The organism is Streptomyces sp. NPDC006610 (assembly GCF_040611575.1).
Taxonomy (GTDB): domain Bacteria; phylum Actinomycetota; class Actinomycetes; order Streptomycetales; family Streptomycetaceae; genus Streptomyces.
Window position 1 is genome coordinate 43,787 of the sequence record NZ_JBEXOP010000041.1, and the last position, 25,100, is coordinate 68,886.

Consider the following 25,100-nt stretch of genomic DNA (forward strand, 5'->3'; position numbering starts at 1 on the left):
CCCCCGGCGCGGAGGCCGCCGCCACCTCGCCCGTGGCGTCCGGGGCCGCGGCCTTCCGTCCGGTCACCCCCACTGCCACGGGAACGCCACTGCGAGAGGGAACAGGCCCGCGTCCCCAACCAGATCGGCGAGGGCTACCACCTCCAGCCCTCCAGGTCGCGGCCAAGCCCTACAAACTCCTCGTCCAGGCGCTCGGCCGCTCCAGCAAGGCGGCCGTCGCCAAGTACGCCTGGAGCGGGCGCGAACGCCTCGGCCTGCTGCGGGTGCGCGGTGACGTTCTCGTGCTGCACTCCATGCGCTGGCCGACGAGATCCGCGTCCTCAACCTCACCGGGCGATACACCTAACGAATTCCTGCCGCCCCCGGTGGACGTGCCGGACGAGGAGATCGACGGCGCGTTCGCGCTCATGGACACCATGACCGTCGAAGACCTCGAGCACCTAGGGCGGCGACCTGGTGCGCCGTGCTCTGCAGCTGGCGAGCGCCGTCCTCAGCTCGCTGACGAGGTACGGACGCCGGTAGGAGGCCGAGGTGGCCGAGGTGGCCGAGACGACCGATCGCCCAGGTCGGCGGGAAGGACCCGAGACGGGCAAGGGTGAGACCCGGCGGGAGCGGATCACCTCCGGCCTACGGGGATGGTCCGGGCGCCCGCAACCGCTGAGACTGGCCGAAGCCGACATCATGTCAGCGCGTCTGCTCGGCCGCGGCGGCGCGGCGAGGCCTGTTCGGTCCGAACCGTCCGCGTCTGCGTGAGCCGGCGTTCGTCCGGTGGTCTGCCGCACGGGCGCTGGGTCTTCTCGATGCGCAGCGATCACTTCCCGCGAGTTCTGCCCCGCCCGCCTGTGGTCCGGGTCAGGACATGGCGGCGTCGCTGTCGGGGTGGAGGGCGAAGAGCTGGTCGAGGCCCACCATGTGCAGGACGCGCAGTGTGGGGGCGGGGACTGCGGCGAGTGCGATGTCGGCTCCGGCGGCGTGGGCGATGTTGCGCGCGGCGATGAGGGCGGTGAGGCCGCTGGAGTCGCAGAACTCCATGCCGCCGAGGTCCAGGATGAGGCGTTGGCCGGGGTTGATGGCGAGCCGGGTGAGCAGGTCGCGTAGTTCGGCGGCGCTGTTGTAGTCGAGTTCGCCGGTGATGTGCAGGAGGGGACCGGTTGTGGCGTCTCGTGTGGTGATCTTGAGCGGGGTCATTCGGCGAGTTTCGTGGTGTCAGGGGCGGGGGCGGGGGTTCCGAGGGCGAGGAGGGCGGTGTCGTCGTCGAGTTTGTCGCCGAAGTCGTCCAGGAGTTCGGCCAAGGCCTGGATGACGGCGGGTGCGGGTTTGCCGGCGTGGCGGGCGGCGAAGGTGCGCAGCGCTTCTGCTCCGTACAGGTCGGTGCGGTCTTCGCCGGTGCGGGCTTCGGTGAGGCCGTCGGTGTAGAGCAGGAGGGTGTCGCCGGGGTCGAGGACGGTGTCGGTGGCGGTGAAGGGTGCGTCGGGCAGTACGCCGACGAGCAGGCCGCCGGGTGTGGGCAGGAAGTCGGCTGTGCCGTCGGCGCGCAGGACGAGCGCGGGGAGGTGCCCGCCTGAGGCGAGGCGGACGGTGGCTCGTCCGGTCGTGGGGTCGGGTGCGACGACGCCGAATATGGCGGTGCAGTAGCGGGGGTCGCCACCGGTGTACCGCTCGTGGAGCACCTTGTTGAGGGTGGTCAGGGCGGATACGGGGTCGGGATCGTGCAGGGCGGCGGCGCGCAGGGTGTAGCGGGTGAGCGAGGTGACCGCGGCGGCTTGCGGCCCCTTGCCGCACACGTCGCCGAGGAAGAAGGCGAACCGTGTGCCGTCGAGGCGGAAGAGGTCGTAGAAGTCGCCGCCCAGCCGGTCGGGGGAGGCGGTCCGGTAGTGGGCGGCCGACTCCAGCCCGGGTGCCGAGGGCAGGGTGTCGGGCAGCAGTGACTGCTGGAGCACGGCGAGGGCGTCCTGGAGCCGGGCGCGGTCGGCCTCCGCCTGCCGGCGTGCTTCCTCGGCCGCCCTGCGGGCCCGCAGGAGTTCCTCTTCGTAGGCGCGGCGGTCGCGGGCGTCGAAGACGGTGGTGCGGATCAGCAGGGGTTCGCCGGTGGCGCCGTATTTGACCGCGGAGGAGACCAGCACCTGCATCCGGTCTCCGCCGGCCTGTCTGATCTCCAGGGCGATGCCGCCGATCTCGCCCTGCATCCGCAGCAGCGGCGCGAAGTGCGTCTCGTGGTACAGCTTGCCGCCCACGGTCAGGAAGTCGGTGAACCGCATCCGGCCCACCACCGCTTCCCGCTCCAGACCGAGCCAGCCCAGCAGCGTGGCGTTGATCTTCGCGACGGTGCCGTCCATGAGCGTGGACAGATACCCGCACGGGGCGTTCTCGTACAGTTCCTCGGCGCTGTCCTCCAGCAGCGCGGTGAACGCCGCATTCGATTTCTCCACGCCGTCCGTGGTGTAGGGATCGGGCTGCTGCCCGCTTCGGCACATCAACGCAGGCCCGCCAGGAAGGCGGTGATCGCCTCGTTGGTCGCCTCCGGCGAGGACAGGTGCGGGCAGTGTCCGGTGGCGTCGAGGGTGACCAGCGTCGAGCCGGGTATCGCGCGGTGGACGAAGGCTCCGACCTCGCGGGGAGCGATGACGTCCTGGGTGCATTCCAGCACCAGTGTCGGCACCTGCACGGTCTTCAGATCGTCCCTGGAGTCCGACAGGAACGTGGTCCGGGCGAAGACGCGGGCGATGTCCGGGTCGGTGGCGCAGAAGCTGTTCGTCAGCTCCTCGCCGAGTTCGGGCCGCTCCGGGTTGCCCATGATCACCGGCGCCATCGCTGCCGACCAGCCCAGGTAGTTCGACTCGAGCGATTCCAGCAGTTCGTCGATGTCCTCGGCGCCGAACCCGCCCCGGTACCCCTCGTCGTCGATGTACCTGGGGGAGGGGGCGACCATCACCAGAGCCCCGATGCGCTCGGGAGCCATGCCGGCGGCCAGCACGCCGATCATCGCGCTGACCGAGTGGCCCACGAACACCGCGTCGCGCAGGTCCAGCGCATCACAGACCTCGACCACGTCCTGGGCGTAGCCGTCCAGGGAGGCGTAACGTTCCTCCGAGAACGCCGACAGGTCCGAGCGGCCCGATCCCACGTAGTCGAACAGCACGACCCGGTAGTCCGCAGCCAGTGCAGGCACCGTCAGCCGCCACATGTTCTGGTCGCAACCGAACCCGTGGGCCAGCACCACCGCCCGTCCCCGCGGGTTTCCGGTGACCGTGACGTTGTTCCTGCGGACGATATCCATGTCCCCACCCTCTCAGACGCTGCGAACGGCTCCCGGGCGGCCCCCACACTCGTCCCGGCCCTGGGGGTTTTCTGCATGCTTGGGCTGTGTGAGGGTTGTGAGGGAAGGACCACGGCCCCCAATGGTTCGGGCGCTCCCCAGGCCGGCTCGGAGTGAACGACGACACAGCCCTGGCAGCTCTGTGAGGTCACCGGACGACCTCGCCGGCCCGGCTGTCGAGGGCGCGCATCGGGCCGGCGAGTTCGATGCAAGTATCCCCGGCCGGATGATCGCGACTTGAGTCTGTTGCCGGGAGGCGCCGCTCAATGTCGGCGTGCAGCATCGGCAGCGGATTGGGCTGCCTGCATACGGCTGCCTCACACGTTCTCGTGTGAGCGGCTGGGTGGGGATTGATCCACTGTCTCGGGTGGAGGCGCGGGGTTCATGGTGAACGCTCTGGTTCCCTCTCAGCGCAGACGCCCCAGAAACTCTCCTCGCGCGGGTCCAGCCCCTCAGGTCCACGCCATAGAAGCCCGAGCCCGCAATTACAGCAGCCCATCGCTCGACCACTCCGTTCATCAACCAACGTGACGGGACTGAGCAGCTTGGTACCAGGGGCCTTCGACGGCCCCCGGACCCCGCTGCCCCGTCACTTCCCGGCGCGAATCCGCATCGTCGTGGTACGGGCCGTGCGCCCGGAAAGCGCCGGGGTCGTGTGGGCACGCCGAAGAAGTGGGCCCGTGAGCTTCGGCGGGTTCGGTCGAGTGTCAGCTGTGGACCGGAGCCGGTTGCCGGGCTTGGGCTGAGGGGTTGCGGTCGGCTGTGAAGCGAGCTGCGCACAGTCGGCACAGGACGCGGGCGCGAGCGGAGGCTGCACGGTGGTACGTGGCACCGCCTGTGCCGTGAGGTGAACGGCGCGGATGATGACGACGTAAGAGCGCGAAATCTCAGAAAATGCCCTGACCTGGGCAAATGACTCGAACAACCAAGATCGGCAGATCTGCCAGGCAGTTCCCCCGGCAGCAGAGGACTGTCCGTGGATCTGAGTGCACAGATCTCTCGATCGTGCCGACCAGTTTCTGCATACGCGGATCCGGTTCTGCTGGACTGGGGCAGCGATCCACAGATCTGCCACACCGGCTGCAGGATCTGGATGCCACGATCCCTGGACAGCACCAGATTGACGTGACGTACATGAGCACGGTCCCGGACGCATCGGGTCGGGACGGTCCGTGAATGAGCGCGGAGGCAGGCGACACGGCCGAAAGGCGGAGTCGATTGACTTCCTGCTCATGTACGTTGCGTTCATCTGGTCGGCCTCACAGCCGTCCCTTGTGAACCGTCCATCAATCCCTCTGCGTGGAGGGGTCGTTGGGAGCAGTACGCAGACTGGTCGACGCCGACACGGGCGAGCCGGTCCCCTATGCGCCTTCCTCACCCGCCGTCTCAGGAGGCCGCGACACCGACACCGATGGCGACGAACAGCCAGCCGGTTGTCAACTCCCAGCGGTGGCGGATCTTCGGCCGGGCGAGGAGGTCCCGCAGCCGCGAGGCAACGGCGATGAGGGCGAACCAGTAGACGACGCCGATCAGGACGTCGAGGACGCCGAGGAAGAGGATCTGCCGCGCGACCGAGGCGCCGCCGTGCACGAACTGCGGCAGGATGCTGAGAAAGAACAGCGCCGCCTTCGGGTTGAGCACATTGGTGAGCAGGCCCTCGACGAAGCCGGGCCGCCACCCGCCGCGAGCCGGCTCGTCCGGCACCGAGGCGGCGGCAGGCCCCTCCAGGCCGTCTGCCGCCGCTGTCTCGGCGCCGCGCTCGCGGGCGGTCATCCTGGCGGCCCGAACCGCCCGGATCCCGAGGTACACCAGGTAAGCCGCGCCGAGCAGCTTGACGGCGTCGTAGACCATGGGGGAGCGGGCGGCGATCAATGACAGCCCCGCGACAGCCGCCAGCATATGAACGCACAGCCCGGTCTGGGCGCCCAACGCCGCGGCCCGTCCCTTGGCGGGGTTCTCGGCGGCCGAGCGCACCACTACGAGGAAGTCGGGGCCGGGAACCACGTAGGCCACCAGCACCACCCCGAGGAAACCCGTCAGGTCGACCGACATCCGCGTTCCCCTTCGCTCGCCCCGTGGCCCCTTCGCCACCGAGGGGTCGTCAGGGAACGGTTCCCGGCCTGCCCCGTCCCACTCGGACCGTGAGCGCTCGCCTGCCAGCCACCGAGTCGACGGCCCGCCGGATGCACCAAGGCTCTGTCCCGGATGCTCGTCCGCCACGGCCGGCAGTGGCGGGACCCCGGCCACCTCGCCGTGGGCCCGGCCGTCTCCAGCAACAGGCCCGCCCGCGGGTGCACGGCATCGCGCACCTCGCGAGCCGCGCCGGGGCGGCCACAGGGCAGGCCGCTGGCCGGACCGTGCCTGCGCGAGGCGGTCGGCCTGTGCCGGTGGGCGGTCCCGTCGAGGGCGCGGCGGCGCACCCGCTCGCCCTGAAGCGATGGTCGGCTCTCCGGGTCGCAGTCGGACCAGGACGGCTTCGGCACGCACGGCCCCAGTGACGACCGCGGGGTCGTGCCCGCAGGGCGTGCCGCGGTGCTCGCCGGGCTTTCCCACGTCCTCGGGCCCATGAGCGTCAGGGCCATGGGCGCCCCGTAGCGGCAGATGGACGCGGAAGGCAGACCGGACGGGGAGCGATTGCGGCCGTCTCGCCGCCCGCCCGCCCTCATACTGTCCGCCGCCCCGCTTGACCCCGACGACTGTCTCGACACCCGTCTGCCGAGCCGAGGGCTGACCTCCGCGGACGCAGACGTCGCGGAGATGCCGGGCGGGGGAGGCCGCTCATGCCGGCGACGGTGCCCGCAGCCGCTCCGCGACGTCCCGGAAACAGGCGTCCCCTCGGCGGCGGCCACGCCGTGCGCCGCCTGGTGGAAGGCCGGACGGAGTGTCGCCGTGCGCCGTCCGGCCCCGCGCCACGAGGTCTCTTGCTAGTGCATGAGGTGGGTGGTGGAGTGGACGCGTTCCCAGATGCCGGGGATCTGCTCGGTCGGGCGCTGCTGTTCGCCGTGCAGGGCGTTGAGGACCACCAGGCATCCGGTCAGCGCCGGGACTGCCCACTGGGCGTAGGCCAGTTGCCGCCGTGCTTTTTCCAGGTCGACGGGGTGTTGCTGTGCCTTCTCGGCGTCGGCGGGGTCTGTGGAGGAGGCGAGTTCGACCTTCTTGCCCAGGACGCGGGCGTAGGCGGTGGCGGCCAGGGCGGCGGCGGTGACGACGGTCTTGGCCGCGGTGGAGCCGCCCACGCCCTGCTGGGTGGCGACACGGTGGGCGTTCGCGGCCAGCAGTCCGCCGCCCCCGAACAGGTGCGCGCCGATCGCGGCGGCGTTGACCGGCGTCCACTTCGCCCACCCGGCCGAGGAGATCCGGTCCGTGGTGGACTGTGTGCCGTCCGCGTCGTGCGCGGCGCCGTTGAGGCCGATCGCGCCCATGAGCGAGCCGCCGAACCAGGCGGCCAGCCCCAGGTCGTGCAGGCTCCGGATGAGGGTGTTGCGCTCGGACATGACAGCGCTCCTTGAGCAGTGTGATCGGGCAGGCCGGTACGCGGCCGGGTATGTCCCACCCTCCCCGGGCGGCGGCCGCGCTGCCATCGCGACTGCGCCGGACGGGCGTCGCCCGCGCCTCACTGCTCCCGCACCGGGCGCGGGCTCGACCGGTGAAAGCTCATCGGCAGGCGGGTTCCCCCGCTGCCGTAGGGTCGGTGGTCGAGGACTGGGCGCCGGGACCGGTTCCGTCGCGGAAGACAGGAGCTGAGCGATGGCAGGTGCGCCTGAGGTTTCGCCGGGTGAACCGCGGCTGAGGCGGGTGACGCCGGACGAGGTGGAGACGGCACGGATGGAGGCGGTGCGCCGCTACGACATCCTCGACACGCCGCCCGACGGGGCGTTCGACCGGGTCGCGGCGATGGCCGCCCGCCTGTTCGACGTCCCTGTGGCCAGCGTGACGATCGTCGACGCCGACCGGATCTGGTTCAAGGCCATTCACGGCCTGGAAGGGGTCGAACAGATCGGCCGGGACCCAGGACTGTGCGGGTCGGCGATCATGCGCGACGACGCGCTGGTGATCCCCGACACCCTCACCGATCCGACCGCCCGCGGCAACCCGCTGGTCACCGGTCCTTTGGGGATCCGGTTCTACGCGGCGGCGCCGATCATCACCGTCGACGGCCACCGGCTGGGCACGGTCAACATCCTGGACACCAGACCGCGTCTGGTCACCGAAGCCGACACCGCCACACTGGCCGACCTGGCCGCGGTGGTCCTGGACGCCATGGAGCTGCGGCTTTCGGGTCTGCGGCTGCTGCGCGAGGAGCAGGAACGCCGCAGGGGGGAGGAGGAGGCGCGGGCGCGGGCCGAGCGGGACACGGAGGCGATCACCGCGTTCGCCACCACCCTCCAGCGCACCCTGCTGCCTCCGGCGCTGCCGCCGGTTCCGGGGCTGGAGCTGGCCTGCCACTACCAGACCGACTCGCCCCGGGACGTCGGCGGCGACTTCTACGACGTCTTCTCCCTGGGCGGACAGCGCTGGGCGTTCTTCCTCGGGGACGTGTGCGGCAAGGGCGCCGAAGCCGCCGCCGTCACCTCGCTGACCCGCTACACCCTGCGCGCGGCAGCCCAGCACCACGACGATCCCACCGAGGTCCTCGACACCCTCAACAGCGCCCTGCTGCTCGATCCCTCGATGGGCAGCCGGTTCTGCACCTGCGTCTTCGGCACCCTGCAGCCCGCGCCGGACGGCGGTTTCACCGTGACCGTGGCCACGGGAGGCCATCCTCCCGCCTTCCACATACAGCACGGGGACGACGGCGCAATGGCGGTGAACGGGGTACGTCCCAGGGGAGGCATGCTTGTGGGTGCACTGGAAGGCGCCCGGTTCGCCGCCCACACCTTCCACCTCGCCCCGGGCCACGGCCTACTGCTCTACACCGACGGGCTCACCGAGACCCGCCTGCCCGACGGGACCATGCTGGGTGAGGAAGGCGTGGCCGCCTTCCTCACCACCCGCGTCACCCCGGACGCCGGACGCCTGATCGAGGACACCATCGCCCTCATCACGGACCTGCCCACCGGTCCCGGTGACGACATCGCCCTGCTCGCGCTGTCCGTACCCCTGGCCCCGGCCACCGAGCAGACAGCCGCCGCATCCACGGCCCGCACCCTCGCCACGCCCGCCGTCGGCACCGCCCGCGCCGACCAGGAGCGCTGACCCGTGACCGACGATCTCACTCTCACTCTCACCACCACCCACACCGACGGACGCCTGGCGGCCCTCCGCGTCGGCGGGGAGATCGACACACGGACCGCTTCCGCCTTGCGCAGGGAGGCACTGCACGTCATCGCCCGAGGACACCCGCACCTGATCCTCGACCTGACCGGGATCACCTTCTGCGACTCCTCCGGCTTCAACGCCCTGATCGGCATCATGCGCTGCGCGACGGCCGCGAACGGCTCCCTGACCCTGGCCGCGGTCCCCGACCGCCTGTCCCGCCTGCTCGATCTCACCGGCCTGAGCACCATCATGCCGTCCTACCCCAGCACCGAGGCCGCGATGAACGCCCGACTCCCCACCACGCCCGGACCCGCCTGACCCGGCCCGTCCAGCGGCCACACCGATCTGTCCGGGACCGACGGGCGGCCGCGGTGGCCGTGCGGGTCACGGCCGGGTACGCCGTAGGGTTGCACATCCGTGGGCGTCTGGCAGAAGTGCGCCGAGAGGATCATCATGCCCGCGGACGTCGTCACCGGGCCTATGGAAAGTAACGGAGTGCAGCGGTGGTGCGAGTGGAACTCGGGACTGCGGTGTCCATGGCGCGGGAGATCGGTGAGCAGGTCCTGGCCCCGCAGGCGGCGGCCGTGGACGAGGAGCGAAGATGGCCGGAGCAAGGTATGGCCGCGCTGCGGTCCCGGCTGGGCGGGCTGGTGGTGCCGGCCGAGTTCGGGGGAATGGGGCACGGGCTGCTGGCGGTCGCGCAGGTCGGCGAGGCGACGGGACGGGCCTGCGCCTCGACGTCGATCTGCTTCGGTATGCATCTGGTCGGCTCGGCGGTGATCGCCGCGAAGGCCGGCGGCCGGCAGCAGGAAGCCTATGTGCAGCCGATCGCTGCTGGTGAGCATCTGACGACTCTGGCTCTGTCCGAGCCGGGGACGGGCGGAGAGTTCTGGCTGCCCCAGCTGCGCATGGAGCGTGTGCCGGAGAACCGGCTGCGGCTGACCGGAGCGAAAAGCTTCGTCACCAACGCCGGCCACGCGGACTCCTATGTCGTCTCGACCCTGGCCGCCGGGCCGGGCACGCCGCCGGGGCAGCTTTCCTGCGTGGTGGTCGACGCCACCGTGCCGGGGCTGGAGTGGGGGCCGCCGTGGCAGGGTTTCGGTATGCGCGGCAACGCCTCGCGAGGGCTGGAAATGCGTGGTGTGGAGATTCCCGACTGGTGCCTCCTGGGGGAGGAGGGCGACGAGATCTGGTACGTCTTCAATGTCGTCGCCCCCTACTTCCTCATGGCGATGGCCGGCACCTATCTGGGAGTGGCCGCGGCCGCCCTGGAGGAGGCCCGCGCCCACCTGCTGCGGCGCAAAGGGACACGCACGGGCCGGGCCGCCGCGGGCCAGCCGGTGGTGCAGCACCGACTGGGCACGATGTGGGCCCGTGTGGAACGCACCAGGCGGCTGATCTACCACGCCGCCGCCGAGGCGGAGATCGGAGCGCCGGAGGCTCTGCTGGGGCTGGCCTCAGCCAAGGCCGAGGTCGCCGAGGCCGCGGAGGCCACCGTCAATGACGCCCTGACCCTGGTGGGCGGGATCGGCTACGGTGAGCACTCGTCCCTGCACCGCCTGCTCCGGGACGCCCGCGCCGCGCACGTGATGTCTCCGGTGACCGATCTGCTGCGGGTGTGGACCGGCAGAGCCCTGCTCGACGAACCGCTTCTCGAGGGCTGACACCATGGACCAGGGTCTGCCCCTGCTGCTGTTCGTCGACGTCCCGCCGGAGACGGCCGACGCCATCACCGCCGAACTGGCCCCGACGTGCGAAATCGTCCGGACCACGGCCGAGGACGTGCTGGCCCACACCGGCGGAACCCCCGGCCGGCGTCGGCCGACGGTGGCCGTGATCGGGGAGACGGTCACGGCGCCTGTCGGCGTCGTCCATTCCCTGCGGCCGCACCCCGCGGACCTGGCAGTCGCGGTGACGGCGGTCCCTGCCACGGAGCAGAGACTCGCCGTGCTTCCGCTTCTGTTCTCCAGCGATGTCGTCCGCCGCGTGGAGGGCAGCCAGGCAGCGCTGCGGATGCCCCAGGTGGTGAGCGTCCTGCTGCAGCAGCTCAGTCACCGTCGTGCGCACGCCGCGGCGCAGGCCGCGGCCCAGCAGCACCTGTCGTCGAGCGTGTCGATCGACCGACAACTGGGGGAGCGGCTGCTGGGACAGTTCCTGTCCCAGGCTCCGATCGGTGTGCTCATGCTGGACGGTGACGCGGTCATCGCCTGGAACCCCCGGGCCGCCGACATCCTGGAACTGACGGAGCCGGATGCGCTGCACCGGCCGGTGACCGACCTGTTCCCCGAGGACCAGCGCGCGGTACTGCACCGCCACCTGGCCGCTTCGGGGCCACCCGGTAATGCCGAACCGGATGCGGTCTTCGAACGCATCCGCGGCGACGGGACCTCCCAGGCCCTGAGCATGGCCGTGCGGCAGGTGGTGGACACCGAGGGACGCAGCCGCACTCTCGCCCTCACCGAGGATGTCACCGACCGTCTGCACGCCCAGCGCAAGCTCGCCGAACGCACCAGCCACGCCCTGCTCACCGCGGAAGTCGCGGCCGCCATGACGGCGTCGGGGCCACTGGAGGAGCGACTGCACCGGTGCGTGCGGGCCGCCACCGACCGCCTGGGCGCCGACCGCGTCTGCATCTGGACCCTGAACACCCACGGCGAACTGCTCCACGTCACCTGCGCCGAGAACGACACCGAACACCCCGACACGTCCCTGTGCCGAACGGCTCAGCGCACCCTGGTGGAACAGGTCGTCGCGGCACGCCGCCCGCACCTGGACGTCCCACCCCACACCGACCCGCACGCCTCCCAACCTTCCGGCGGCCGCGGCCTGTTCGCCGGCTTCCCGCTCATCTCCGGCGGGGAGCTGCTCGGCGTACTGTCGGTGACCACCCGCCTGGCAGTGCCCGGCTCCGTCCTGGCCACCCTGGAGAACATCGCCGACCAGATAGCTGTCGGCACCCAGCAGGACCGCCTGCTCAACCGCCTCAGCGAGGCGACCCGTGCCCTCGAGCGCCCCCTGCTCCCACCCCGACTGCCCGACCTTCCCGGCTTCGACCTCGCCGCCCGTTACACCCCCTTCAGCCAGGGCCTGCACATAGGCGGCGACTTCTACGACGCCTTCACCGCCCCCGACGGCCGCCATGTCCTGGTCCTGGGAGACGTCTGCGGCAAAGGCCCCGACGCAGCCGCCATCACCGGCCTGGTCCGCCACACCCTGTGGACCGCCGCCCAGCACACCAGCGACCCCACCCACGTCCTGAGCCTGATCAACACCGCGCTGCGCCGCCAGAACACCCCCTTCTGCACCCTCGTCTACGTGGTCATCGACACCACCCACGCTCCCGCCCGACTCCAGATCGCCGGCGCCGGCCACCCCGCGCCGCTCCTGCGCCGAGCCAACGGCCTCACGGCACCGCTGGAGACACGGGGCCCCCTGCTGGGCGTACTGGACACTCCACGCCACCCGATCACCGAAGTGACGCTGAAGACCGGCGACACTCTGGTGCTCTACACCGACGGCTTCACCGAAGGAGCCGGCGCCGAGGATCAGCGGACCCCGGAAGACCTCGCCGCCATCGTCGCCTCCCTGCCGCCGACCGAAGCACCGGATCCCGCCGGCAACATGGCCACCGCCTTGATGGACGACGCCCACCGCTGGTGGGGCGAACGGCTGCGCGACGACCTCGCCGTCCTGACCCTGACAGCAACCGGCGATCCACGACCTGCCCGGTGAAGCCGTCCGCATCGCCGTCTGCTTCCAGCACTTCTTCGACGTCGTTCCTCCTGGACACGGCTGTCTCGGCCTGAGCTGCGACCACCGCGGGCCAGCGATCACGCCGTAGAACAAGGGCCATCGGATGATGTCGGCCACCGCGCCAGCGGCGTGGGCAGGCCGGCCCCGCTTCACGACGTGCTGGCCACCCGGCACCGTGTGCTGCGCACCGCGCGCCGCTACGATGCGTCGATGCAGCAGCAGTGGGTCAACGCAGCGGCCTCCACGCTCGCATCCGAGACCGACGGGGAACTGCCCGACGGGTGCCGCAGCGAAGCGCTGCCGCCCGTCGCCGTGGTCATCCTGGCTGCGGAGAAGGACATGTCCGGGCTGGACGTCTGTGTGCGGGGCATACTGGCCCACTGCCTGAACCCGGTCACCACGGTGCAGGTGATCGCCCAGCGCCGACCGCGACGACTCCCCGGCGGCATCGACTCGCGCGTCGTGTGGTGCCCGGAGCACCGTTGCACCGTCAGCAGCCAGGCGGTGCGCGCGTACCTGCGGGCGCTGGGCAGGGACTCCTCCACGGCCTCCTGGTACTTCCAGCAACTGGCGAAACTGCTGTGCTTCGCAGTCCTCCCCGTCGATGCACCCCAGCACATCCTGGTGGTCGATGCCGACTTCGTGTTCCTGATGGACACGGCATTCGTCGACAACCGGGGAAGGTCGGTGCTGCCGTACGGCTACCCGCTTTCCTGGCACCCGGGGCCGTCTGATGCGCACCGGTTGCCGGCCCGCCACTCGGCGCTGGAGGCGGCGGGGAGACTGGTACCGGGCTGGGTGCCTGTCGATGCCTACAGCGGTATGCAGCATCACATCGTCTTTGACCGCGATATCCTCAACGCTCTCCTTCAACAGGCCGAGGACGCCCACGGCATGCCGTTCTGGCAGGCCTTCCTGCGCACCGCCGATCCTGGCAAGTGGACCGGTGCCTCCGAGTACGTCCTCTACCGGCATTTCGCCGCACGCTTCTATCCCGGACGCGTGCGCCACAGGCACGTCGACGCCGTCGATGTCATACAGGGCGAGGGCCCCGGCGGTTTCATCCTGCCCGAAGTGGCTGCCGCTGCACAGGGCTCCTCCCTGCGTGCCGTCGGCTGCCACCGCTTCCTGTACTACACCGAACGGCTCGCGACCATGGATTACATTCCCGCCGCCTTGCGCCGCACCCTGGGCCCTGTCCCAGGACCCCTGCGACTGCGCCTGGAGGACGGAACGCTGACCATCGGGCAGGCGGTCCGGCCTCTCACTCTCGTCTGAAGACGCCGACCACAGAGCCGGAGGGGTGGTGCGGCCGGGCCCTGGTGCGTGGGCGAGTTGTCCGGCCGCAAGGAAGCCGAGCCGGGAACGGTAGTTGGGGTGGGAGGTGCACCCGTCGCCCGCTCGGTGCCAGCCGTGACGCGACAGCGCCTCTCCAAGCGCTGTGCCAGCGGACCTCGACCGTCAGCGCACTGACACTTCGTCGGGGCGGGACGGAGCGAGGCGCGCACGAGTTGCCGACGCTGTCGGGCCGCCGTCGTCGTTCCCCTCCTCCCGGACTGCTCCTCCTCTTCCGCCCGGCGTGCGCCCCCCTGGCACGGAGGCGCGCTATCGCGCCGCGAAAATGCTTCAGTGCGCCCGGCCCCTCCCCAGCCCGAACTGCGCCATCAACGGCACGGTAAGGGCGGAGCCGACACGGTCCGCGTGTCGGAGAGTTCACCTGGAGGTCACCCGATGCACGTAAGGAAAGCGGTGCGCAGACGCGGAGCGATGGTCGTGGCGGCGTTGCTGCTGGCGGGGGTGGTGGGTGGGCAGCCCGCCCGAGCGCAGACCGCTGTCCCGCAGCCGGAGGACGACCCTTCGGTGATACGGGAGTGGGCGGAAAGGGTGTCCGAGACCGTCGACCCGGAGGAAAAGCTGACCACGCCGGAGGAGGCGGTGTGGCATGCATATGTGACCTTGGCCATGTACAACGCGGTGGTCAGCGTCGAGGGCCGCTACGTCCCCTACCGGTGGCAGGCGCGGGCTCCACAGGAGGCGTCGGCCGAGGCGGCGGCCGCGACGGCGGCGTACCAGGTGCTCGTGACCGGGTTCCCGCAGGCCGGGCCGGCGCTGGAGAAGGCGTGGAAGACGTCGTTGGCGGCAGTCCCGGACGGCCCCGCTGAGCGGTCGGGAGTGGCGTTCGGCAAGCGGGCGGCGGAGCACGTCATGGGGCTGCGTGCGAACGACGGGCGGGAGGCCTCCGTGCCGTTCATACCCCGGCCGGCGCCCGGGGTGTGGCGGCCGACACCGCCCGGCCACGAGGGCTTCACGACGGCGTGGATCGGCCGGCTGCGCCCGTTCCTCGTGGACAGCCCCAGCCAGTTCCGCCCCGGACCACCGCCTGAACTGGCCTCGGCCCAGTATGCGCGGGACCTGGCGGAGGTGAAGGCGTACGGTGCGAAAACCGGTTCGCGCCGTAGTGCCGGCCAGACGGAGACGGCGGTGTTCGTGGCACGGGTGGAAATCCAGCAGGCGCTGGGCGACCACGCGGCACGGCACGCTTTCGACATCACCGACACGGCCCGTCTGTACGCCGCCGCTAACACCGTCATGACCGACGCGCTGATCGTCGCCTGGGACGCCAAGCTCCACTACGGCAGGTGGCGGCCGATCACCGCCATCCACGAGGCGGACACCGACGGCAATCCGGCCACGACGGCGGACCCGGCGTGGGAGCCGCTGCTCCCCACACCCGCGCACCCCGACTATCTCAGTGGCCACGCCACATGGTCGGGAGCCCTGATGCGAACCCTCGTAGGGTTGTTCGGCACCTCCCGTGTCGACCTCAACATCCCTTCGGCCAGCACTGGTACCACCCGGCACTATGAGTACGCCGAGGACTACGTCCGCGACGTCATCGACGCGCGCGTATGGGCCGGAATCCACACGAGGACCGCGGACGTCGTCGGCAGCACTGTGGGAGAACGGGTGGCGGCATGGTCGCTGAGAAGGTATTTCCTGCGCACATGACCGAGGGTTGTCCGTCGAGACGGTCGGACAGCATCGCGTTCCTGGTGGCGAGGACATGCCGCGACGCTGGCCGGCCGGCGGGCGTGAGGGCGCGGTAGCGCGCTTGATGGCCTGCAATTCCCGGGGCGAGTTGGCCACGGGGGGTCGCTGGGTTTCTTGGTGTGTCACTGCGGACGGTGTGGAACTGGGTGGCGGTGGCCCGGCGCGAGGGGCGGCTGTCCGCACGGACTCCGTCACGGGCCGGTGTGACGCCAGATGTGCGCGTCCGTCTGGCGGTGTGGGGTGGGAACGTGTCAGCGGTCCACCGCGAACTGCTCGCGGAAGCGGCCGCGGCTGGTGCCCCGGGCTCGATGCCTTCGCTTCGGACGCATCCCAGGTCTGGCAGCCCGGACTGGAGGTGGAGTATGCCCGCGATGATCTGGAAGAGAGTTGCGAGAAGCTTCCACCTCTTCACGGCCTCGCGCTGCTCGCGTGACCATCCGACGTTCAGCATTTCCGCCCTTTCGGTTACCGAGGCGTCCGAGGGTCGTCCCCGCGCCGGCGAGGGTAGCTCCTGCCTGCCGACCGCCCGGAGGAGGAGCAGCGTTCACGGCAGGAGTGCAGCGTCCTCCCCGTCGGCGGGGGGTTTCCGGTCAGGCCCAAGGACGCCAAGGGGTCCGGGAAGTCAACGTCTATTCATGACTGCGACGTACACCACCAAGGCAGCACAAGCCAAGAAGATGGTGATTATGAGCCATTCGTAACCATCGGGCGCGAACCCGGTCAGAATAGCTAACTTGTGCACTGTCAATGCCTTCGATTTTGACTATGAGTAGCAGAGGGACGGTGAGCAGGGAGAGAGGCCGATCACTGCGGGCGCCTGCTAGCCGGTGATTCCGGCACCGAACCGATGCGCCCAAGGCGGGAAGGGCTGAGTCGACAGCAGCCAAGTGCAGGGCCTCGGTGCCGGGCTGCCGGCAGACGCCACCTTGGTGGCGAAGGCTGCCAACAGCGCCTCGCCCGGCGCCGGCAGCGGCGCGGCCGAAAGGGCGGGCCACTGGTCGGCGGACTACATGGCCTTCGACCTGGTCCACACGACGGGACCGACCTGACCGGGGAACGCACAGGTAAGGGGCGTTCGGCGGGAACCGCGTGGTGGAGTCCTGGTCGGTCGCGGACCGGCTCGAGCGGACCGGACCGTGATCAGAGCCTACTCATCGCCGAGGTCGTTGGTGTGCACCTGATCCGAGCTTGAGCGCCATGACATTGGCATCCTCTGCGGCTCGGACCGCGTGGAAGGCAGTGAGCCCTTTCCAATCTGCCGATTCGGATGGGTAGTTGGGCTGACAGACAGGTGAAGCCGCTGGTAGATGGGTTTTCGACCAAGAAATCCGTCTTCACCAGAGGTTTCGTGTGCTTGTCTACCCGTCGGGCGTCGACGTGTCCAGCTCTGCCCTGCGCTTCCTGTCCGCCAAGCTCCGTCGGCACCGGCGGGAGCTCGGCACCCGCCGGCGGCGCCTGAGCCCTGGCCGGCAGGCCCTGCTCACCCTCGCCCACCTCCGCAACGGCCACCCGTACGCCCGGCTCTCAGCCGGGTTCGGCATCGGGACCACGACCGCCTACCGGTACATCGCCGAGGCCGTCGATCTCCTGGTCTCGCTCGCCCCGACTCTTGAGGAGGCGACCCGGACGGCATCGACGAAGGCGTTCGTGCTGCTGGACGGCACCCTGCTGCCGATCGACCGGATCGCCGCGGACCGGCCGTTCTACTCCGGTAAGCGCAAGAAGCACGGGATGAACGTGCAGGGCCTGGCCGGTCCGTCCGGCCGGCTGCTGTGGGCGTCGCCGGCTCTGCCCGGTGCTGTCCACGACGTCCGGGCCGCCCGTGAGCACGGCATCATCGGTGCACTCGCAGGCGTCGGCATCGAGTGCTGGGCCGACAAGGGCTACCGGGGCGCCGGAGGCACGGTCCGCATCCCGTACTGGGGACGCCGGGAGACCCTTTCCGCAGGGCAGAAGGCCGTCAACCGGTCCCACGCGAAGATCCGGGCCCTGGTCGAACAGGCCGTCGCCACCCTCAAGTCCTGGTGGTTCCTGCGCAGACTGCGGTGCTCGACCACCCGTATTACCAGCCTCGTCCAAGCCGTCCTCTGCCTGCATCTGGCCAGGTCACACTGAGGATGGAAAGAGTTCAATGCCAGGCAGGACTCCGCATTTCGAGTAGATGCTCGTACGTCGGGCACGGATTTCGGACGGACTGCTCGCCCAACGAAGACCGCCATGAAAAGCGACTACGAGTCGCAGCCGGAATGGGTTTGAAGCCCTGCAATCCTCACGGCCCGCACTGCGAGGCTTCACCCGAGGAGAACGGACTTTGACATCACCATGAGGGAACTTCTAGCCGCCGCTGGCAGTGCTGCGGACCTCGCCCTCGTGGACCTGGCAGCCGCACCTGCCTCGGCAGTAACTGCCGACTTCCAATTCGACGTCGCATTACCTGGCGAGAAGCCGCAGACTACCTACTACGTCGAAAGCACCGCCACTCTGTCCGCCGGCATCAATGGGAAGTCGATAATGAGCTGGCAAATAATCGATGACCAGGTCATCGACAATCGCAAGCGGTTCACCAGCTTCAAAATCACGACACGGATCGAGGAGCGGCTGACCGCTACCCGCGAGGACCATGTCGTTACGTCTGAGACCTGCGACTGGACCAAGCTCCTAAACGACAACTACTCATGGTTCGTCGAAGAGGCCGCTAACACCTGTGCCGCCCCGTCCACGGTCTACGACGGCGACCTGTGGTGGTCGGCGGACTCAACGATCGTCTACGACATCGAAGGCGACGGCAAGGGAGCTATCACAAAGGAACTCCTCGGATCGCCCCTGATCCCCGGCTGACACCCGCAGATTGCCGGGTCCTGATCGTTCTTCTTCCGGCCCTCAGAACTCGTAACACGATCTTGCTGGCGTGCAGCGGCTGGTCGGGGGTTCTGTTGAGTAGGGCGCCGCTGCCGCTGCCAAGGTTCACAGGCTTCGCAGGAGTCATGCAGGGATGAAGCTCGGCCACCAAGGTGGGACGTTGCCCGGGCACAAAGGTGCGGGGTAGGAGTCCGGCATGCCGAGCCATGTGACAAGGAACCAGGTGAACCACAGGGTGAAGATGAGCCCTGCAGTCAGAGCTGTCCTGCGATGACGTCTTCCGATGGTGCTGTGCAGGATCACCCACGAAACCGCAGCGGCGATCCATATGAGAGGGACAAGAAACAGCAAGGCCATGCCATTGGTTACGCCGTTGCCGATGTCACATACAGCCCATGCATTCCCAATGGCAGCAGTGGACACCACTGCGGTCAGTCCACCGAAAAGGACCCCAAAGCCCGTTCCTCTGAACCAGCGGCTCGGAGGACTTGACGGCTCTGCTCCCACGATCATCCCCCCTCCTCGCCGTAGATGCGGAGAGTACCAACGTGCTGAAGCAGCCTGCTGGCGTCCTGGCCTGCCCTGACACCGGGTCAGTCGTTCTTGGGCTTCCGAAGCCGTCGCCAGCAGATGAGGCTGCAGGCGAGGGAGACGAAGGCGTCGTGAAGTTCGGTGCGGCGTTCCCATCGCACGGCAAGGCGTTTGAAGTGGTGGAGCAGGGCGAAGGTCTGCTCCACGACGTAGCGGAGTTTGCCCAGGCCCTGGACGTTCGGTGCTCCTCTGCGGGGGATGACGGGCAGGATCCGGCGCTTGCGCAGTTCGAGGCGGTTGGCCTTGGAGTCGTAGCCCTTGTCGCCGAGCAGGGCGTCGGGGCGACGGCGTGGTCCGCCGGGACGGCCTGCGACGGGCGGGATGCCGTCGACGAGGGCGAGAGTCTGGGTGAAGTCGTTGACGTTGGCCGCGGTGGTGATGACTTTGAGTGGGGTGCCGCGTCCATCGCAGATCAAGTGGTGTTTGCTGCCCGCCTTCCGCCGGTCGACCGGCGACGGGCCGGTGTCGGGGCCCCGGCGACCGCTCCGGCCAGGGCGGCAGCAGGGGCTCGATCAGTGCCCACAAATCGTCATCGACGGTCCACGGCCGAGTACTCACACCATCTCGAACGGCCGAATCGTCACATCGGTCACGCCCAACCAGGACACATCAACAAGATCGTGTTACGAGCTCTGACGGTGATGCCGTTGGCGTCGATCACGAGGGCCGGGGCGACTAACAAGCGGGGGACGAAGGGAAGTGAGCCGGGCGGTGGTCCCGCCTCGCCCCGCATGACGGAATAGGAGATTCCGATTTCGGGATGAAGATCCGTACAACTCGGTGACGTCCTCGCGGGTCTCCCCCACATCCGGACCGTGATCCGGCCCCTCGTGCTGGGAGAACCATGCGCAAGCATTACGCGGCGGTCGTCACCGTCGCTCCCCTGGTCGTCCTTGCCGCCGTGGCGCCCGCCGCCCACGCCGACACGACCGTGGGAGACACCCGCATCACATCCATCACCTTCGCCAAGGCGACCACCGGCGTCGGCGCCACGCTCGGGACATCGGTCAGCGTCACGCTGACCGCCACGGACGACTCTGGGATCGACAGCGTCATCGGCCCCAAGGTGATGGGCCCCGACGGGCTGGTCATCCGGCCCACCCGCAACGAGTGCACCGCGCAGAGCGCGACCACCGTGCAGTGCGTCTACAGCTTCCCGCTCTCGCCGGACGGCACGGACGGGCAGGACCTGCGGAACAGCTCGGCGGGCGCTTGGCGCTTCAAGGCCAAGGCCGTGGCCGACGACGGCGACTCCCACCACCTGTCGCCGGGCGCACCGCTCAGCGTCAAGCGGCACGCCAAGCTGGTGGACACCCAGGCCACGCCCGAGCCGGTCGACAAGGGCGGCAAGCTCACCGTCACGGGCTGGCTCCGGCGGGCCAACTGGGACACCAACGTCTGGGACGACTATGCGGGCAAGTCCGTGGCCCTCCAGTTCCGCAAGTCCGGCACCGACACCTTCAACACCGTCAAGACGGTCACCACCGACAGCGCCGGCAAGCTGCGCACCACGGTCACCGCGAACACCACCGGCACCTGGCGCTGGCGGTTCACCGCCAACACAATCGCCACGGGTGCGACGTCGCAGGGCGACCGGGTCGTGGTGCGCTAGTCTTCTGAGTCAGGAATTCTGTTCAGATAGCTGGCGAGGCGTTCGAGGATCTCGTCTGCGGTCTTCGTCCAGACGTAGGGCTTGGGGACGGTATTCCATGCGGCGATCCAGGTGCGGATGTCCTTCTCCAGTGCTTGGACGCTTTTGTGGACGCCTCGCCGTATCTGCTTGTTCGTCAGCTCGGCGAACCAGCGTTCCACCAGGTTGAGCCAGGACGACCCGGTGGGTGTGAAGTGCAGGTGGAAGCGAGGATGGGCCGGCAGCCAGGTCTTGATCGCCGGAATCTTGTGGGTCGCGTAGTTGTCCAACACCAGGTGCACGTCCAGGCCGGCAGGGATCTCCCGGTCCAGCTTGATCAGAAACTTCCTGAACTCCTCGGACCGGTGCCGGCGGTGCAGGGAGCCGGTCACCTTCCCCGTGGCCACCCCCAGCGCGGCGAACAGCGTGGTGGTGCCGGCACGCACGTAGTCATGGGTGACCCGCTGCGGGACCCCGGGCATCATCGGCAGGACCGGCTGGGAACGGTCCAGCGCCTGGATCTGCGACTTCTCGTCCACGCAGAACACCAAGGCCCGCTCGGGCCGATCCAGATACAGACCGACGACGTCGTGGACCTTGCCGACGAAGTACGGGTCTGTCGACAGCTTGAAGGTCTCGGTGCGGTGCGGTGCGGCTGCAGGCCCGCCAGATCCACGACACGGTCGAACTGCGACAGTCCCATCTCCTTCACCATCGCCCGCGTCGACCAGTGCGTGGCATTCCTCGGCGTCGACTCCAACGTCCTGGTGGTTACGGCGGGGTCGGCCTGATCGGCACCGGCACCGGAGCCAGCACCGCCCTCGCCGCGCGGCGCCTCGCGGACAAGCACGTCGGCTATGGACGTGGACCCGTACCTGACCGAGGTTGCGGCGGCGAGGCTCGCCTCGCTGGGCCATGTCCCCCCAGGTGGTCAAGTGTGATGCCAAGGGACCGCTGCCGGGGGACTTCGACCGCATCGTGTCCATGGTGGCGCTGCACAACCTCGCCACGGTGGTAGCCGCGCTCCGCCCCGGCGGGCGGCTGGTGACCACCCTCGCCCGCATGAGCACGATCATCACGGCCGACAAGGCCGCGGACGGCGGTGCCCGTGGGGTGGTCGAGTGGGACCGGGCCGGGTTCATGAGCACCCGCACCGGGGCCGACTAAGGGGTTAAAACCGCCCGTGGACCCGGCGACCGAGCACACCTGCCGCGCCTGCGGCCGTCCGCTGCCCCTGGCACACAAGGATGGGACGCGCCCGGCAGTACTGCACCGCCCGTGAGGCCCCGTCCCGCACCACGTTTTGGGAGCGCTCTCATGCGCGGCTGTCTGCGTCTATTGCGGGGATGCGCAGGTGTATGGCCGAACCACGGCAGATCCCTCACCGAGCGATCGCACACGCACAGGAGGAACGCCCGTCTTGCCGGAGCAGACCGTGAGGCCCCGTCCCACGCTGGAAGCCGTCGCAGCGCGCGCCGGCGTGTCCCGCGCGACGGCCTCCCGGGTCGTCAACGGCGGCGCGGGGGTGCGCCCGGCGCTGGCCGACAAGGTGCGCCTGGCGGTCGAGGAACTGGGCTACATGCCCAATCACGCGGCCCGCACCCTGGTCACCCGCCGCAACGGCGCGGTGGCGGTGATCATCGCCGAGCCGGAGTTCCGGGTGTTCTCCGACCCGTTCTTCGAGCAGTAGGTACGGGGCATCAGCCGGGAGCTGACCGCGCGCGACGTGCAGCTGGTGCTGCTGTGGGCGGAGGGCTCCGGCGAACACGAGCGGATCGGCCGCTATCTGGAGGGCGGGCACGTCGACGGTGCGCTCGCCTTCTCCCTGCACGACGACCGGCTGCCGGCGCTGATCGCCCGCACCGAGGGCCGGCGGTGCTGGGCCGCCGCCCGGCGGCGGGGGAGGGCCTGACCGTGCCGTTCGTGGACTGCGACAACCGCGGCGGCGCGCGGGAAGCGGTGCGGCATCTGGTCTCCCTGGGCCGCGGGCATGTCGCGCACATCGCGGGCCCGCGCGACCAGACCTCGGCGATGGACCGGATCCACGGCTACCGCGACGTCCTGGTCGACGCGGACCCGCAGCTGCTGTGCGAGGGCGACTTCACCGAGGCGAGCGGCGCCCGCGCGATGGCCGAGCTGCTGGAGCGGCGGCCGGCGACCGACGCGGTCTTCGTCGCCAACGACACGATGGCCCTGGGCGCGCTGCGCACCTTGCGTGAGCGCGGGGTGCGGGTGCCGCAGGACGTGGCGGTGGTCGGCTTCGACGACATGGAGCCCGTGGTCCTGGCCGCGGACCTGCCGCTGACCACGGTCCGCCAGGACATCGAGGGCATGGCCGCATCATGGTCAGGCTACTGATGCGGCTGCTGGACGCCCCGGACGACGACGTACCCGCCTCCGTGATCACCCCAACGACCCTGATCCACCGGACCTCCGCCTAAACCCTCGGCCCGGCGGCCCCTGGCCCCTGGCCCCTGGCCCGGCCGCCCGGCCCCCGGCCCACCGGCCAGCCGGCCCTCGCCCTCGCCCCGGCGCCCCGGCGGCCTTCCCCCTGCGGCGGCCGCCCGCCGTCGCCGGTCGTGGACTGCGTCACTCGTGGGGGGTGACCACCACGGACGTGTCCGTGCCGGTGCCGGTTCCGGTCGCGGTGGAGCGGGCCGGGACGGTGAGCGACTTGCCGTCGGAGAAGGTGACGGTGCGCGAGGCGGAGCCGTGGTTGTGGGCGGCGTAGGTGCGCACACCGTTCTTGCTGAACACGGCCGAGGTCGGGATGCTGCCGGTCACCGAGGGGTCGGGGGCGCCGAGCGCGTCCAGGGTGGTGATCCAGTGGTAGGTGTGGGCCTTGGACTCGCCCTGCTCCGGGGTGTATCCGGCGTTGCCGGCGTCCCACTTCGCCTTCGCGGTGGCCGGATCGGCCAGCGACTCGAACTCCCACAGGATGTCGCGCCATTCGACGGCGGGCCCGCCGTTCTCCCGCTCGAGTTCGGCGATGTTGCGGCGGATCGCCGCCTTGTACCCGCCCAGGTGCAGGGAGCCGCCCGAGGTCACGGGCAGGACGTTGATGCCGTGGATCTCCTCGGGGTTGGCGGTCCACCAGGTGGCGTACGCGCCGCCGCTGCTCCACACCATGCCGACGGTGTCGTGGGTGAAGGTGTCGGGGAAGACCTGCTGGTCGGCGTCGAACCAGTACTGCGCGATCGCCGCGCTCTCGGTGGCGAGCAGGTAGCTGCCCAGGCTCTGCGCGGAGGCGTCACCGGTTGCGGCGCCCCACAGCACCAGGCCGGCACTGAGGTTGGTGGACTCCGAGGAGGACTCCTGGTTGTTGCCGGCCTCGAAGCCCTGGTGGCCGGAGGCCCAGCTGTGCCCGGCGTAGACGTCGAAGCCGCGCAGGAACGGGAAGGCGCTGTCGCTGCGGCTGGCGTTGGCGGTGTCGCGGATCAGGGTCTTGACCATGCCGCCCCAGGCGGAGTCGGCGGCCCAGGCGGCGTCGTACTGGGCGACGATCGCGGCGGCGTACACGTAGTAGCCGTAGTGGAAGTGGTGGTCGTTGAGCTCGGCGTCGCTGCCGTACGAGGCGGGGTAGCCGATGAGGGTCTTCCAGTTCTTGTCGTAGGAGAACTCGCTCGCCCCGCCCGCGGTGAACCATTCCTGGAGCCGGCCCTTGATCAGCCCGATCAGCTTGTCCCGGACGGCCGTCTCACCGATCTGGTCGGCGAGCGGCACCAGCTGGGCGAGCTTGCCGAGCGCCTTGCCGGTCCAGTAGGTGTCCGTGGCCCCGCTGAACGGGTCGGACGCGTTGGCGACCTCGTTCAGATAGGTGCGCAGCCGGGCGGTGTCCACGGCGCCGGTCTTCGGCAGCCCCGGCAGCACGGGCGCGGTCTTCTGGCTGGTGGTGAACGACGTGCCCTCGCGGACCTTCATCGTGCCGCGCGGCGACACGTAGGTGTACGGGGTGAGGGCGTCGGCGCTGTGCATCCACTGGTGTCGGTAGAGGGCGAGCATCGTGCCGCGCTCGGTGCCCTCCTTGGCCTTCGTGCTGACCCGGTAGGTGGCCCGGACGGTGCCGCGCGACTCGCTCCACTTCACCTTCGAGCCGGTGACGAAGCTGTAGGCGTACTTCCGGTACGTCGCGAGCGCGTCGGTGGAGGGCAGGACCGCGAGGGAGAAGTAGTCCTTGCTGCCGAGGCCGGCGCTGATCGTCGTGCCGGAGATGTTCCAGTCGGCGCCGGTCGGCGCGAAGAGGGCGTAGTGGTGGCCGCCGACGGTGATGCCGACGACGTTGCCCTGGTCGGAGAAGACGGTCGGGGTCGACGCCGTGGTGATCTGGGCGTTGCCGCCGGTGCCCTGCGCGTACACGAACGGCATGCCGTGCCCGATGGTGGTGCGCAGCGTGCGCGCCCCGTCCGACCAGTACGGCGTGACGGTCCAGTCCGACCACGCGTCGGCCTTCGTATCGGGCGAGTTGAGCCCGCTCAGCCCGATCGTCAGGTCCCGCTTGTGCGCGTACTCGTACTGCCGCCCGTCGCCGACGATCGCCGGGCTGGTCGGGTAGCCGACCTCCAGTCCGCCGGAGACGGCCTGGTAGGTGAGCGGGTGGCCGTACATGGGGGTGGAGTACGGGTTGTCGCCGTAGCGCTGGAA

Annotated in this window: 17 protein-coding genes and 4 pseudogenes; 13 read left to right on the forward strand and 8 right to left on the reverse strand. The window is 69.8% G+C overall.

Annotated elements, in window-relative coordinates; all coding sequences use genetic code 11:
* Positions 1–32 precede the first annotated feature (32 nt).
* Entirely contained in the window at positions 33–599 is a 567-nt protein-coding gene (locus tag ABZY13_RS27185; RefSeq protein ID WP_356635269.1) for a Ku protein, read from the forward strand.
* Between the two features lie 253 nt (positions 600–852).
* On the opposite strand, the gene ABZY13_RS27190 is transcribed toward ABZY13_RS27185, so the two are convergent.
* The 5 genes from ABZY13_RS27190 to ABZY13_RS27210 form a co-directional block, all read right to left on the reverse strand.
* Positions 853–1,188 carry an STAS domain-containing protein gene (locus ABZY13_RS27190; protein ID WP_356635227.1) on the reverse strand — a complete coding sequence of 112 codons (336 nt, stop codon included), beginning with the start codon at positions 1,186–1,188 and terminating at the stop codon, positions 853–855.
* Positions 1,185–2,474: a SpoIIE family protein phosphatase gene (locus ABZY13_RS27195; protein WP_356635229.1), complete on the reverse strand. Its 1,290-nt coding sequence runs from the start codon at positions 2,472–2,474 to the stop codon at positions 1,185–1,187. Before ABZY13_RS27195 ends, ABZY13_RS27190 begins: the two co-directional genes overlap by 4 nt.
* Positions 2,474–3,277: an alpha/beta hydrolase gene (locus ABZY13_RS27200; RefSeq protein WP_356635231.1), complete on the reverse strand. Its 804-nt coding sequence runs from the start codon at positions 3,275–3,277 to the stop codon at positions 2,474–2,476. Before ABZY13_RS27200 ends, ABZY13_RS27195 begins: the two co-directional genes overlap by 1 nt.
* A 1,425-nt stretch (positions 3,278–4,702) precedes the next feature.
* On the reverse strand, positions 4,703–5,368 hold the full coding sequence (locus ABZY13_RS27205) for a LysE family translocator (RefSeq protein ID WP_356635233.1): 666 nt from the start codon (positions 5,366–5,368) through the stop codon (positions 4,703–4,705).
* A gap of 872 nt (positions 5,369–6,240) precedes the next feature.
* Entirely contained in the window at positions 6,241–6,810 is a 570-nt protein-coding gene (locus ABZY13_RS27210; RefSeq protein WP_356635235.1) for a hypothetical protein, read from the reverse strand.
* Between the two features lie 253 nt (positions 6,811–7,063).
* On the opposite strand from ABZY13_RS27210, the gene ABZY13_RS27215 reads away from it, so the two are divergent.
* The 9 genes and pseudogenes from ABZY13_RS27215 to ABZY13_RS27255 all read left to right on the forward strand — a co-directional run bounded on the left by ABZY13_RS27215 (position 7,064) and on the right by ABZY13_RS27255 (position 18,217).
* A complete protein-coding gene (locus ABZY13_RS27215; RefSeq protein WP_356635237.1) occupies positions 7,064–8,512 on the forward strand; it encodes a GAF domain-containing SpoIIE family protein phosphatase in 1,449 nt (482 codons plus the stop codon).
* Between the two features lie 3 nt (positions 8,513–8,515).
* A complete protein-coding gene (locus tag ABZY13_RS27220) occupies positions 8,516–8,893 on the forward strand; it encodes an STAS domain-containing protein (RefSeq protein WP_356635239.1) in 378 nt (125 codons plus the stop codon).
* 194 nt (positions 8,894–9,087) lie between these two features.
* Positions 9,088–10,239 (forward strand): acyl-CoA dehydrogenase family protein, encoded by a 1,152-nt coding sequence (locus tag ABZY13_RS27225; protein WP_356635241.1) that lies wholly within the window; start codon positions 9,088–9,090, stop codon positions 10,237–10,239.
* A gap of 4 nt (positions 10,240–10,243) precedes the next feature.
* Complete coding sequence (locus ABZY13_RS27230) at positions 10,244–12,307, forward strand: SpoIIE family protein phosphatase (RefSeq protein ID WP_356635243.1); 2,064 nt, start codon at positions 10,244–10,246, stop codon at positions 12,305–12,307.
* 177 nt (positions 12,308–12,484) lie between these two features.
* On the forward strand, positions 12,485–13,606 hold the full coding sequence (locus tag ABZY13_RS27235) for a hypothetical protein (RefSeq protein ID WP_356635245.1): 1,122 nt from the start codon (positions 12,485–12,487) through the stop codon (positions 13,604–13,606).
* A gap of 471 nt (positions 13,607–14,077) precedes the next feature.
* Complete coding sequence (locus tag ABZY13_RS27240) at positions 14,078–15,337, forward strand: vanadium-dependent haloperoxidase (protein WP_356635247.1); 1,260 nt, start codon at positions 14,078–14,080, stop codon at positions 15,335–15,337.
* 116 nt (positions 15,338–15,453) lie between these two features.
* Positions 15,454–15,675, forward strand: a pseudogene (locus ABZY13_RS27245) (hypothetical protein); the annotation flags it as partial.
* A 1,054-nt stretch (positions 15,676–16,729) separates the two neighbouring features.
* On the forward strand, positions 16,730–17,494 hold the full coding sequence (locus ABZY13_RS27250) for a transposase family protein (RefSeq protein ID WP_356635249.1): 765 nt from the start codon (positions 16,730–16,732) through the stop codon (positions 17,492–17,494).
* Between the two features lie 207 nt (positions 17,495–17,701).
* Entirely contained in the window at positions 17,702–18,217 is a 516-nt protein-coding gene (locus ABZY13_RS27255; RefSeq protein ID WP_356635251.1) for a hypothetical protein, read from the forward strand.
* Positions 18,218–18,831: 614 nt separating this feature from the next.
* On the opposite strand, the pseudogene ABZY13_RS27260 reads toward ABZY13_RS27255, so the two are convergent.
* A pseudogene (locus tag ABZY13_RS27260) lies at positions 18,832–19,284 on the reverse strand (IS5 family transposase); the annotation flags it as partial.
* A gap of 389 nt (positions 19,285–19,673) precedes the next feature.
* On the opposite strand from ABZY13_RS27260, the gene ABZY13_RS27265 reads away from it, so the two are divergent.
* The gene (locus ABZY13_RS27265) at positions 19,674–20,441 is read left to right on the forward strand and encodes a calcium-binding protein (protein ID WP_356635253.1); all 768 of its coding nucleotides are present in this window, start codon (positions 19,674–19,676) and stop codon (positions 20,439–20,441) included.
* Here ABZY13_RS27265 and ABZY13_RS27270 read toward each other — a convergent pair.
* Positions 20,438–21,225, reverse strand: a pseudogene (locus ABZY13_RS27270) (IS630 family transposase); the annotation flags it as partial. The gene ABZY13_RS27265 and the pseudogene ABZY13_RS27270 sit on opposite strands and share 4 nt — an antisense overlap.
* Before the next feature lie 149 nt (positions 21,226–21,374).
* On the opposite strand from ABZY13_RS27270, the gene ABZY13_RS27275 reads away from it, so the two are divergent.
* Entirely contained in the window at positions 21,375–21,626 is a 252-nt protein-coding gene (locus ABZY13_RS27275) for a hypothetical protein (protein WP_356635255.1), read from the forward strand.
* Positions 21,627–21,879: 253 nt separating this feature from the next.
* Positions 21,880–22,900 (forward strand): annotated as a pseudogene (locus ABZY13_RS27280) (LacI family DNA-binding transcriptional regulator).
* Positions 22,901–23,048: 148 nt separating this feature from the next.
* Here the strand turns inward: ABZY13_RS27280 and ABZY13_RS27285 are convergent.
* Positions 23,049–25,100, reverse strand: a 2,052-nt coding sequence (locus ABZY13_RS27285) for a glycosyl hydrolase (protein WP_356635257.1), incomplete at its 5' end; no start/stop codon positions are given.